At 34.8% G+C, this 12,570-nt stretch carries 9 protein-coding genes; 8 read left to right on the top strand and 1 reads right to left on the bottom strand.

The window, feature by feature from the left end; translation table 11 throughout:
- The first annotated feature begins 162 nt into the window (after nucleotides 1-162).
- Nucleotides 163-1,305: a low temperature requirement protein A gene (locus AC1RPR_RS00320; protein ID WP_481760898.1), complete on the top strand. Its 1,143-nt coding sequence runs from the start codon at nucleotides 163-165 to the stop codon at nucleotides 1,303-1,305.
- A 75-nt stretch (nucleotides 1,306-1,380) separates the two neighbouring features.
- Here AC1RPR_RS00320 and AC1RPR_RS00315 read toward each other — a convergent pair whose 3' ends face one another.
- Nucleotides 1,381-1,665: a hypothetical protein gene (locus AC1RPR_RS00315; protein WP_481760897.1), complete on the bottom strand. Its 285-nt coding sequence runs from the start codon at nucleotides 1,663-1,665 to the stop codon at nucleotides 1,381-1,383.
- A 544-nt stretch (nucleotides 1,666-2,209) separates the two neighbouring features.
- Between AC1RPR_RS00315 and AC1RPR_RS00310 the strand changes: the two genes are divergently transcribed.
- The 7 genes from AC1RPR_RS00310 to AC1RPR_RS00280 all read left to right on the top strand — a co-directional run bounded on the left by AC1RPR_RS00310 (nucleotide 2,210) and on the right by AC1RPR_RS00280 (nucleotide 12,514).
- A complete protein-coding gene (locus AC1RPR_RS00310) occupies nucleotides 2,210-2,515 on the top strand; it encodes a PadR family transcriptional regulator (RefSeq protein ID WP_409021630.1) in 306 nt (101 codons plus the stop codon).
- A gap of 2 nt (nucleotides 2,516-2,517) precedes the next feature.
- Nucleotides 2,518-3,111, top strand: a complete 594-nt coding sequence (locus AC1RPR_RS00305) for a DUF1700 domain-containing protein (protein WP_481760896.1) — start codon at nucleotides 2,518-2,520, stop codon at nucleotides 3,109-3,111.
- Nucleotides 3,112-3,498: 387 nt separating this feature from the next.
- Nucleotides 3,499-8,448 carry a MucBP domain-containing protein gene (locus AC1RPR_RS00300; RefSeq protein ID WP_481760895.1) on the top strand — a complete coding sequence of 1,650 codons (4,950 nt, stop codon included), beginning with the start codon at nucleotides 3,499-3,501 and terminating at the stop codon, nucleotides 8,446-8,448.
- Between the two features lie 350 nt (nucleotides 8,449-8,798).
- The gene (locus AC1RPR_RS00295) at nucleotides 8,799-8,969 is read left to right on the top strand and encodes a hypothetical protein (RefSeq protein WP_481760894.1); all 171 of its coding nucleotides are present in this window, start codon (nucleotides 8,799-8,801) and stop codon (nucleotides 8,967-8,969) included.
- Nucleotides 8,966-9,394 carry a nuclear transport factor 2 family protein gene (locus AC1RPR_RS00290; RefSeq protein ID WP_481760893.1) on the top strand — a complete coding sequence of 143 codons (429 nt, stop codon included), beginning with the start codon at nucleotides 8,966-8,968 and terminating at the stop codon, nucleotides 9,392-9,394. Before AC1RPR_RS00295 ends, AC1RPR_RS00290 begins: the two co-directional genes overlap by 4 nt.
- Nucleotides 9,395-9,618: 224 nt before the next feature.
- Nucleotides 9,619-11,040 carry a carboxylesterase family protein gene (locus AC1RPR_RS00285; protein ID WP_481760892.1) on the top strand — a complete coding sequence of 474 codons (1,422 nt, stop codon included), beginning with the start codon at nucleotides 9,619-9,621 and terminating at the stop codon, nucleotides 11,038-11,040.
- A gap of 349 nt (nucleotides 11,041-11,389) precedes the next feature.
- Nucleotides 11,390-12,514, top strand: coding sequence for an MFS transporter (locus AC1RPR_RS00280; protein ID WP_481761137.1), 1,125 nt, complete (start codon nucleotides 11,390-11,392; stop codon nucleotides 12,512-12,514).
- The last annotated feature ends 56 nt before the right edge of the window (nucleotides 12,515-12,570 follow it).

Below are 12,570 nucleotides of genomic sequence, written 5' to 3'. Positions count from 1 at the left end.
GTTGCTTCTCTAAAAGTGCTTATCCAGATGGTTCTTTTATTTAGCTATTCATATAGTTCAGATAAATTGGAAAAAGGTGCTATAATAAAATGTCTTTAGTAGTATTTAAACGATTTGTAGAGTAATCTAACTCATTAATTTTAAAAAAACGAGGGAATTAAAATGGTAGAACAAGTCAGAAAAAAGAAAGTTGAATTACCTGAATTATTTTATGATTTAGTCTTTGCATACGCAATTTCACAAGCTACGGATTTACTTCATCATTTTCAAGTAAGCACATCAAGTATGATTAGTGCATTTATTATCTTTTCAGTGGTAATGGTCGTTTTTATTAACACATGGATGATTAAGAGTGTTTTTATTAATCGATATAGAAAAAACTCGATGACTGATATTATTCTTTTTATGATTGATATGGCAATTTTACTTTATATGTCCAATGCTTTTGAGGGGGATATCCATAATTGGTTCCAACCATTTGCAATTGCAACAGGGCTATTATCCACAGTATTAGTTGTTCAATATGGCACGGTATACCTGACAGCTGCTAAAAAGGATGATAAAAAAATTGCTAAACTAATGATGTTGATTGTTGCAACAAGAACATTACTCGTATTTATTGGCTCCTTTTTGCCACTAAACATAGGCATTGCGGTATTCTTGCTGGGTATTGCAGTGAGTTGGATATTACCAGCTCTTGGTGGTTCAGTTTTGAAACTCCACCCACTTAATTTTCCACATATATTAGAGCGTCTAACACTATTAACAATTATTACATTTGGAGAAAGTATTCTCGGTATTGCCTCGTATTTCACCGTTAAAACATTTAATTTTTATTCAATTTTAATATTCATGATTATCGGTGCACTTTTTATGACCTATATTACTCAAATGGATCATTATATTGATGAAAATCGTTCGGGTGAAACAGGTATTCGATTAATTTATATTCATTACTTTGTCTTGTTTGGCTTAAGTTTAGTCACTATTTCGTTAGGTTTTATTAGTGAAATCGAAATACCTAAAAACTTTTCAGTACTATGTCTATATTTAGGTATATCGTTATTTTATTTAGGGTTATTCTTAACCAGTCCGTATAATAAAAAATACTTACGATTGGGTAATGTGGTCATTGGATTCTTTACAACGACAACTATAGTGGGTGTAATATTAAGCTTAATATTTAACAATTTTCCAGAAATTGTGAGTATAACGGTATTAGTGACCATTGCGAACTCTGCAATGTATGTACACTATATGATTAAACGAACGAAACAGAATCAAAGTTATGACATTAAAAACTGAAAACTAGCTGATAAACCTAATTTGGGTTTATCAGCTAGTTTTTTAATTGAAGAATCATTTTTACAGTGTTTATGATTAAAATTGTATATTTAGTAGCAGTATGATTAGAAGGATATAAATGAGAATGATGATAGCAACCAATAGCATTAAAAGGATTGATAATAAGCAGTAAAAAAAATTTTTCTGAAAGAAGGGTAAGTTGAGAATAGAATCTGTAACAGCAGAAAGTCCTAAACCAGCTAAAGATAAGCCGACAATTCCATTTAAAAAGGCAATCCATGGGCCCAATATACAGAGTGCGATACCGATTCTCATTAGCCACTTCACTTGATTGTTATCAGTTTTAAATATTTTTTTCATTGATAGGACCACCCTTCATAATGATATGAATTAATATTTATTTTAATATACTACAAAATTAATTTGATGTAATCTTATCTGTCTTCTTACTGGTTAAATTGATAAGATCGTTTAAAATAGACAAAGATAAAACGAGGTGTTATTATCAATTTGAAAAAAATAATAGCTTTAGTTAGGATATGAAAATGAAAAAATATAAAGATTATATGAATGAAACCCTTTCTGTTCTTGGTAGCCTATCTTTATGTTTAATAATCTTGTCATTCTTTATTAAAGATAGTTTAGTCAGTTCGATTTTTTATGATGTTAGGATTTATCTGTTAGGCATATTCTTATTGAGACCAATTGTACAATACTTTAAAGCAAAAAATAAATAGCCTTACAATGAACTTTTTGGCAGTTCTACAGAGTAAAGCTATTATTAATAATCCACTTAATCGACAATGTTGTCTTACTGACATTGTCGATTTTTTTGGATAAAATAATATATCGTTTGACATTATACTATGTAACGTATAGTATTGATTTTGAAAGGAGTGAGTTGATGAATATACAGATGAAAAAAGGGTTATTAGAATTTTGCGTGTTAGCGACGCTGAGGACATCAGATTCTTATGGTTACCAAATTATTAAAGACACCTCAAGCGTGATTGAACTTTCAGATTCAACTCTTTATCCCATTTTGAAACGACTAGAAAAACAAGGCGCTATTGAGAGTTACAGTGTTGAACACAATGGTCGATTGCGAAAATATTATCACATAACTGAGGCGGGATTAGTAGATATTCAAGAATTTTTAGATGATTGGCAACAGGTAATAAACGTTTACGATTACATAAAGGGAGTGTAACGATGAGTAAGAGAAAATTTATTGTAGAGCTAGAAGAAGAACTTAAACATTATCAAGCGGCAGACATTGATAATACACTTGATTATTATGACGAGATGATTGATGACCGTTTAGAAGCGGGCGAATCTGTGACAGATATTATTCTAAGTTTAGAAAATCCAAGTCAAATTGCGATACGTTTGATTCAAAATGACCGACCAAAAATACAAAAAAAGTTATCGACACCAATAATCGTTTTGATTGTCATTTTACTTATCCTAGGAGCACCTGTATGGGGACCGCTATTGCTGACGGCTGCTATTCTAATTGCCACAGTTTATTTTTTAATATGGTTAGTACCAATGATTGCAGGCGTAATCGCTACCTCATTTATTATCAGTGGCGTGATTAGTTTAGGACTATCGCCATTTGATATGTTTAATCAAGGTTTTAACGTTGGATTGATGCAATTTGGGGTAAGTTTTGTAATTGTAGGTGTTGGTATTTTATTCATCGCAATGACCTGGTATTCAACGAAATATTTAATTAAATATTCGATTAGTCTGACACGCTGGTTAATTCGTTTATTCAGAAGACAATTGAAGGAGGTCGCTTAAAATGATTGAATATATAAGACGTAATTGGTTGAAAATTAGTTTATTTCTGATCTGGTTTGGCGCTATAGTCATGTTTACTAGTTACGCATTATCAGGTTTTGATTTGTCAGTATTTAAATATGAGGGTGAACATAGTTGGTTCCGAACGTTTTATTTCTAAATGACCACGTCTGATTTAATAAATGTGGTAAGTTAGAATTACGGTAGTATAAAAGGGCATTAAAATCCATTTTTAATAGGATTTCGATGCCCTTTTATTTTTTTGGAAAGACGATTAAATAGTGCAAGCCGTAAACGTTTACATAAGATTGTTGTGATGTTACAATTAATTTGTGCCGGGGGCGGCATATTATTTAATAGGTTATTACTTACAAGGGGGCATGACAAATGAAAAAGGGGCTAACTATCGCAACAACAATGATAACGTTGTTCACGCAATTACCATTATCTTCTGTGTTTGCGCAGGACCTTAATCCAACGACAGAAACGTCATCTTCAAAAGCAGCTACGGCGTCAACTGCTAAAAAAGCGACAAAAGCAGAGACAGGTATGACTCGTACTGGAGATACAAATACGGATCTTACAGTTGAAGCACAGAAAGATACGATTGAAGCTGGCCAATTGGCTAATTTTAATTTATATTTTAAAATTTCAGGTAAGAACACCTCATTTACCAATGCCGATATAAAGGTTACGTTACCAAGTAATTTAAATGAAAATATGACATTTACGCAAGATTTATCAGAACTTAAAATTGCGGGCGTCACACCAATTTATGATAAAGATAAAGGTGTATTGAATTATCATTTTGATACGCTTAATGCAAGAACAGCAAATAAAGTAATTATAAAAATAGGAACAGCAAATGGCGCAATTATGCCTAATACAAAATTAGACACAGCAGCAACATTTACTGGAACGGATCAGAATGGCGAAAATAAAAGCTATGATTCTAAAACTTCAATTAATATAACAGCAAATAATAATTATGCTATGACAAATAAAGTTACTAGTATTGAAGGACAAACATATAATAATCCTAATCGTGGCGATATTGTAAACTATGGTGTAGGGGTTAGTGCGCCGAAAAAGGAATTAGGCGCACTGTATGTTAAAGAAGGTTCTAAAGTTAACGTGACCTATAAATTAGGCGCTGGAATAGACTACTATGGTGTAAAAGATGGCGCACAAGAACCGAGTGTCAGTACAGATGGTAGAACATTAACCTGGGAATATACAGCACCAAGTTACGCTGAACAAAAAGCAGCTGTGACTGATTTCTTTGAAAAAAATGTGACTATCCAAGCAAAAGTAACTGACAAGGCTGCCTATTATTCACAGATAACGAATACAGTGAGTTCAACAGCAACTTTCCTTGATGGTAGTGTAAATAGTACAGCACCAATTAAATCAACGGTTATGGTTATGCCCAATGATCCTAAGGAAGTTCCAATTCCAATTCCTGGTGGATCAGCATTTCCAACTAATCATTTAGGACCAAAAGATGGAAACGGTGGCGTGGCATCAGCTACATTAATTGACCCGGATGTGACAGTTAACGATGATGCTTATCTAAGTTATGGATTAACATTATCCTCACAAAATGCGACATCACCTTATATTGGATTTTCTTATTATAATATTTATTATGATGTGGATACGCATTTAAATCTTGATAGTTTTACAACGGGTAATTTTTATTACATGCCAAACAATAATTTACCAACTTTTTCACCAACAAAAGCTAAAGTACCATTTGCTATGTTGGTAAAATACGAAACAGATGGAAAAGTTGATGATAACTGGACATTACTCAATATGGATATGAAGACTAACGCCAATTACACACGTGCTCAGTTAGGTATTCCGGATGGGAAAAAAGTGGCTAATATTTGGCTGTGGTTCCATGATGAGAAGATAACAAAAGTTCCAGCAAATAGAGACATAGCTGCATCTGCAACCTATGATCCAGAAAGTAAAAAAACCGTTAAAATGGCTCCAGCTGGATTGTATAATAGCGGGATGAAAGTTAACGCAACGATTGATAAAGGATTCACTGGTCAAATAACTAATAAAATGGATATGACTTTCTATGGCGTTCAGGCACCTGATGAAACAGGTTTTGAAGCAGCTCGATATGTTGATTACACATCTAACCCATGGGCAGAGGCATTTAAGGGTGAAAATGGTCAGGTTTATACAGATCGAATTGCGCCTCGTCACGTTGAAGTCGCAGCAAAAACAACCGGTGAAACAAAAGTTGTTAAAGCTTCAGTTAGTTTACTAAATACAGTCGGAAGTACAGTTAATGAAGGTGAAAATACTGTCTTAACTTCAATAGAAAATAATAAGGCATCAATTTCACCTTTATCAGGACCTTATCTGAGTTATGTGCTATTACCAACAGGTGTAACGTTCAAAGAAAGCGTTGCTTCAACGAACTATAGCGCTGAATTATATGATAAGGATTACAAAGGTACTGGAAGACAACTCGTTAAAGTAACAATGAATGGCGACAAATTAGTAGCCGGTAAATTCCTTAATGGTCAATTTAAAATTAATATTTCAAAAGATGCGACACCTAATATGACATTTAACATGACAGGAACAATTGGTGATACTGATTATACAGCTGTGAAACCGACAGGTGATGAACCACTTTTAACGGATACAGTAAAATCTGTTGATACAGATGATATTGATAAAGATGGTAAAACAGACACACCAATTATTAAAACAGGTAATTCATATGTGTTAAATCAAGAATCAAATATTGATGTTGATGCAAGTATTAAAGGTGATAAAGATGATAAGTTTGGCGATTTAGGTAATGTTACAGTCGGCAAAAAAGCCACTTATCAAGCAACATTAACAAATAATACAGATGATAAAATTACATCAATGCAGTTCTTAGATGTTTTACCATCTGTCGGAGATTCAAATATTACCGATGGTGCAGCACGTAATTCGGCTTATGAAATGAAATTAGATGGGGCCATTACTTTACCAAGTGCATGGGAAAATAAGATGACTGTTTTATATAGTACATCTAAAAATCCTAAACGTGCCGGTATATTAGATAAGAATACAAATTATCCAGCAGGAACGGCTAAAATTGTTGACCCAACTGGGGCTGAAGATGCAACTTGGGTAACAGCTGATAAAGTAGCTGATTGGTCAACCATTCATTCATACAAAATTACGCTTAATGACGGAGTTGAATGGGCCCAAGGTAAGGGAGTTACATTATCATTTGATCTAGTTGCGCCTAAAGAATCTGAAATTTCAGATTCAACATTAATTAGTAATAAACCAGCTGAAACAACGAAAGTGTCACGCGCTGTTCAAGAAACACGTGGTGCTTACAACAGTTTTGGTATCGCAATTAACAAGTTGCAAGTTGTTGAAACTGGTGCAATAGGCACACAATTAATTCGTGCTAGCGCTGATGTTACTGCAAATTATGTAGATGTAGATGGTAATAAACTTGCTGATGATGTTGTCCAAAGTGGGTACTTCGATGATCCATATACGACAACTCAAAAAGAGATTTCAGGTTACGACTTTGTAAAAGTAGAAGGTAACGTTTCTGGTAAGTTTGGGGCTGATGCAGTAACAGTTAACTATGTTTATAAGAAAACTTCTGCACCAGTGACTGTTAAATATGTCGATGAAAATGGTAAATCGGTAGCTGATTCAAAAGAACTTACTGGTGATTTTGGTGATGTTTATACATCAGATGCTGCTGTTATTTCAGGATGGACATTGAAAGAAACACCAAGTAACGCAAGTGGTAAGTTTACTGCTGATAAACAAACAGTCACATATGTCTACGAAAGAGCGGATGCGGCTGACGTTACAGTTAAGTATGTCGATGCAGATGGAAAAGAATTAGCAACATCAGATGTACTTTCAGGAAAAGTATCAAATCCATACAGTACAACTGCTAAAAATATTTCAGGATGGACGTTGAAAGAAACACCAACGAATGCAAGTGGGACATTTACAGAGACCGCACAAACAGTCACATATGTGTATGAAAAAGCGGATGCAGCTGATATCACGGTTAAATACGTTGATGTAGACGGAAATGAATTAGCTAAATCAGATGTGCTTTCAGGAAAAGTATCAAATCCATATAGTACAACCGCTAAAAATATTTCAGGATGGACATTAAAAGAAATACCTGAAAACGCAACGGGAGTATTTACGGATAAAGCTCAGACAGTTAAGTATGTGTATGAAAAAGCAGATGCTGTCCCTGTTACAGTTAGATATGTTGATGGAAGTGGGAATGATTTAACTAAAGCTGATACGCTTTCAGGAAAAGTTGGGGATGCTTATACAACTGATGCCAAAGTATTATCAGGTTGGACGTTAAAAGAAGTACCAAAGAATGCACAAGGAATATTCACAGATGCTGCACAAACGGTTACGTATGTGTATGAAAAAGCAGATGCAGCTGATGTGACGGTCAAATATGTAGATGGAAAAGGTAACGAGTTAGCAACATCAGATGTTTTATCTGGTAAAATTGACGCTGACTACAAGACAACCGCTAAGGAATTAGTAGGTTGGACGTTAAAAGAAACGCCAAGTAACGCCAACGGAACATTTACGGATAAAGCCCAAACAGTTACGTATGTGTATGAAAAAACAGATGCTGAAGCTGTAACAGTTAAGTATGTAGATGAAAAAGGCAACGAGCTAGCAACACCAGATAATCTTTCTGGTAAATTAGGAGATTCATACAAGACAACTGCTAAACGTATTGCAGGTTGGAATGTTAAAACGACTCCTAAAAATGCAGAAGGAACATTTACAGATAAGACTCAAACAGTTACGTATGTTTATACGAGATCAGCTGCTAAAGATGTCACTGTAAAATATGTTGATAAAGATGGTAATGAATTATCAGCTTCAGTAACATTCTCTGGTAAGATTGGTGACGCATATACATCTAAAGAGAAACAACTTTCAGGTTGGATGTTGAAAGAGGCGCCAAGTAATGCTAAAGGTATCTTCACGGATACGGCACAAACAGTCACGTATGTTTATGTTAAAGATGAAGATAAAACAGTAGTGACACCGCCGGTAACACCACCAACAGATAATTCAAAAGGAAATACAACAACAGAAACGTTGACGGATGTTCCTGAAGGAAACACTCACTCAAATACAGTAAGCAAAGCAAATAATACAAAGAGTGATACAGGAAATCTTCCTCAAACAAATGAGGCAACAAGTCTTTTGGTAACGTTATTAGGTGCTGCATTACTCGCAACATCAGTTATCTTTATGATAGGTAGAAAAAAATCAAAAAAGGCTAAAAAGTAAAATTCTAAGATTATAGAATGAGTAGAAGAAGTCTTAAGACCCCTATGTCAACGAGTGTTGGTGGGTAAATTTTGGAAAGACCAATTCATTTTCGAATTGGTCTTTCTTTTTTTATTTTCAAAGAGAATTCAAACATAATTCGGTCGTGTAAATGTTGCCAACACCAATAAATGGTATCAAAATGAAGAATAATGTTAACGCGGGAATTATTCTTAAAAATTGTAACCTGTTACGCTTAAGGATAGTCAATATACTTAAGCGGATTCAATTAATGCTTTTTGGTTGACTGTGACGTAACGAGATAGTCTATGTTGATAATATACCGCAAGTACTAATTATTGAGGCTGTTGATGAAGCTTATGCCACTTCAAAAAAAGTCAATTAAAAAAAGATCAGCAGGTTTTTATCATGATGGGGGGTTCAGTAGAGACCTTGAAAAGGTATTCAAACTGGGAGATATTCAAGAGGCACATCGCTATGGCATGAAATCTGACCAATTTATAAATAAGGAGAAAAAATGATTAATACAAATAACAAATTAAATGAAGAGATTATTGCACTAGAAAAGGGTGCGTTGGATAAGTGGTTCAAAGGGGACACTTCGGGTTACCTAAATATTTGGTCACAAAAACAGTTTTCGTATTTTGACGGTGCTGTTAAAAGACGTGTTGATAGTTATGAAGACATAAAAGAATCAGTTTTAGCTAATGTTGAAGGAAAACTATTTGCTGACAGTTACGATTTTGAATATCCACGAGTGCAAGCAGTCGATGATATGGCTGTTTTAACATATCAACTATATGCAAAAACGACGTTGATTGATATGCAATACAATTGTATTGAAGTTTATCAAAAAGAAGAAGATGGCTGGAAAGTAATCCACTCAACTTGGTCATTTATTCGACCAATGGATATGGATTTTGGTAAAGCTAAAAGTATTGTTTAAAAAGGTGAAGTTAACCTTTATTCACGATATACTGAAACAGTTCTCTTAACTATTTTGAAGGCACAAAATATACACAATTAGTGATTTACAAAAGAATGCCGACAAAATAGAGTTTGCTTCGCATTGACCTTGATGTTGCGAAAAAGTTTTACAAGAATAATTATTAATACAAATCGGAATAATCAGTCAGATAACATAAATAATTTAAATTGGAGTAGATAGAAATGACGACACATAAAGTACACAGTTGGTTAGGCGTTCCCTATGCCAAAGCTGAAAGATTTGCTGAACCAGAGTTGGTTCCTTTTGATGAAACAAAGCAGTATGTTAAGTATGGACCAGCACCTTTGCAGGCTGGCGATACAAGTTGGCTGGGAGCCGTTAGCGGACTTAGCGAAGATTGTCTAAACCTTAATATTTGGGCCCCTGAAGACATGGGGGAGGAACCATTACCAGTTGTTGTTTATATTTTTGGTGGTGGCTGGGTGTTAGGATCAAATACACAAGCAGTTTCTGACGTATCAGGACTAGCTAGTACTGGTCGTGTGATAGGCGTTTCTATTAATTATCGCCTTGGACCGTTTGGTTGGTTATCACTAGCACAGTATGGTGGTAAATTAAAAGATGCAACTAACCTTGGTCTTAAAGATATAATAACGGCTCTTAAATGGATTCAAAAAAATATTGCTTATTTTGGCGGTGATGCTAATAATGTCACAGTTACGGGACATAGTGCAGGTGCTTTTTCATCATTAGAACTATTATCAGCGCCTAGTGCTGACAATCTTTATCATCATTTAGCAGCTTTTTCTGGTATGCCTTCTCGATTAGTGCCTCAATGGGTGGCGCAAGAGCGTGCTCTAAAAGTGTTAAAACATTTTGACTGTGTTAATAATCCAGAGCACTTATTACAGGTCGATGCTTATGAATTAGCTGAAGCAATGAATGCAACTCAATCACCTGATCCGGGTACTCCACATGGCATTGACAATGATGTGATAGCTGTTACTGACGATAGTCAACTAATAAATGGGGTTATAGCTGATCACCCGATGCATGTTCTTGAATCTGGGAAACACAAAGATGTAGATATTCTATTTAGTAGTACCACAGAAGAAACTTTTTATTGGGTCTTAAATCGGACAAAAGATTTTGATCCAGTGACCCTTGACAGGCTTACAGAGCAATTTGCCCACAGTATGCGTATTCCTTTATCTAGAGCCCAGCAAGTAATCAATTCCTTTGCTGATGATACTTTGAAGCCTGTAGAGGTAAGGGGATTATTATTAACGCATTTATCCTTTACATTACCTCAAATTCGTGGAGCAGTGGCTCATGCTAATGCAGGTGGAACATCACATGTGTTAGTTGTTGCACCTGTCAAAGGAGCGGAAGTCGCTGTCCATGGAACAGAGATGTACGGCATTGTTGGACAGATTAGCCCTAATGCCAGTCAAGAACAAATTGATCGGGACAATTATATTAAAGACACGTTATTAGATATGGCGGAAGGTCATTCCGATCTTACTTGGGACGCTGTTAAAGTAGATAAAATAAGTGCTAAAGGAATTGGAAACATGCCTTATAATGCTACAGAACATAGTTTGGATATTCTTGAAATATTTAAAGGAATAGACCGTCCTTAATAGTTTATAGCAAAAAGTGGAGGTCAATTCATTGTTGGCTAGCTGACTCAAATTGGTGTTTTTTGGAGATAACAAGTATGACAACAGTTTAAAGATGTGTTGGCTTCTCGCTTCCGCAGACGACCGAAAGCTAAAACTAGCGGTGATTGTTTTTGATAGCAAGACATAATTTTTTGACCTTTTAAATTTTGTTCGGATTAATTATAGATTTTGCATTTCTGAATAATTGGTGGAGAAAACTATATATTATTGTGAAACATTTGAGGATTTTCTTGGACTTAGAACGAATAAAGGGAGATACAAGGACTTGGACCGAAAAACATTTATTTCTAAAGACGTTATTTATGTAATGATAGCCACTTTTTTCTATCAATTTAGTATTCAGTCGGTAAATCCGTTAATCAGTGGCTATGTTACACATTTAGGTATTACTAGTACTCTAGCAGGTTTAATTGTTGGTATTATGAGTATTACTTCATTATTTTTAAGACCTATTGCTGGAAATCTTACCGATAAAATATCAAAATATGGGTTAACATTTATTGGTGGTATTCTATGTGCCATTAGTGATTTTGGATATATGTTTTCTTTTAATACTGCTTGGTTATTCTTTTTTAGAGTCATTAATGGGGTTGGTTTTGTCTTATGCACTGTATGCTTGGCAACCTGGTTGGCTTTCTTGGTGCCGCGCCAACGTGTTGGTGCGGCGATGGGGTATTATGGGTTGGTAAACGCTCTTTCTATGGCAGTTGCCCCAGTTTTGTCACTTGAGATATATCAAAAAGTAGGGTATAAAATGATTTTTCTTTTGGCCGCTGTCAGTGCGATTGCCGTGGTAATCACAATTCAGTTTATTGATAATCGAGCCATGCCATCTTTCGTTCGTAAGGAAGCGACACATTTTAAGCTGATTCAACGAAGTGCATTACCAGTTGCATCAATTTTTGCTTTAATTTCTATTCCATATTTTGCGGTCCAGGCTGACATTGTAATGTATGTTCGAGCAAGTAATCTAAATATTACTGTTAGCTTATTTTTTGTAATTTATTCAATTGTTTTGATTTTTAGTCGAATTTTATTAAAAAACTATTTTGACAGTATTCCCTTTGGTGTTTGGTTTTATATCTGTATGATTGTGACTGTGGGCTATCTTTTTTTCTTAACCATAATGCATAACAATTTAGAGATGGCGTTAGCTGCGGCTTTGATGGCCATTGGGTTTGGAACAATGGTTTCTGTTTGCCAGTCTACAGCTCTATTATTAGCGCCTTTGCAAGAACAGGGGCTGGCTACTGCAACTTACTATTTGGGGAGTGACATAGGAATGTCTTTAGGACCAATTCTAGGTGGCATTATTACAAATATTTTACCAATAAAATTACTTTTTCCAGTTATGATTTTAATTGTTCCAGTAGCTTTTAGTATCTATTTTTTTAATCATAAGAATTTGAACAGTGCGATTAGACATGATTAGTACTAGGAAAAATGTGATGAACTTAATTTGAATAGTCTCGGAAACTTTCAAGTTTT

The organism is Dellaglioa sp. CoH-57-MRSF-22, from assembly GCF_056781895.1.
The sequence above is the reverse complement of the archived record's forward strand: the minus strand, read 5'-3'. Positions and strand labels throughout refer to the sequence as shown.

Bases quoted from the DNA above. Each gene is read 5' to 3' on its own strand.
- AC1RPR_RS00320 (WP_481760898.1), top strand. From the start codon at position 163: ATGGTAGAACAAGTCAGAAAAAAGAAAGTTGAATTACCTGAATTATTT.
- AC1RPR_RS00315 (WP_481760897.1), bottom strand. From the start codon at position 1,665: ATGAAAAAAATATTTAAAACTGATAACAATCAAGTGAAGTGGCTAATG.
- AC1RPR_RS00310 (WP_409021630.1), top strand. From the start codon at position 2,210: ATGAATATACAGATGAAAAAAGGGTTATTAGAATTTTGCGTGTTAGCG.
- AC1RPR_RS00305 (WP_481760896.1), top strand. From the start codon at position 2,518: ATGAGTAAGAGAAAATTTATTGTAGAGCTAGAAGAAGAACTTAAACAT.
- AC1RPR_RS00300 (WP_481760895.1), top strand. From the start codon at position 3,499: ATGAAAAAGGGGCTAACTATCGCAACAACAATGATAACGTTGTTCACG.
- AC1RPR_RS00295 (WP_481760894.1), top strand. From the start codon at position 8,799: ATGAAGCTTATGCCACTTCAAAAAAAGTCAATTAAAAAAAGATCAGCA.
- AC1RPR_RS00290 (WP_481760893.1), top strand. From the start codon at position 8,966: ATGATTAATACAAATAACAAATTAAATGAAGAGATTATTGCACTAGAA.
- AC1RPR_RS00285 (WP_481760892.1), top strand. From the start codon at position 9,619: ATGACGACACATAAAGTACACAGTTGGTTAGGCGTTCCCTATGCCAAA.
- AC1RPR_RS00280 (WP_481761137.1), top strand. From the start codon at position 11,390: ATGATAGCCACTTTTTTCTATCAATTTAGTATTCAGTCGGTAAATCCG.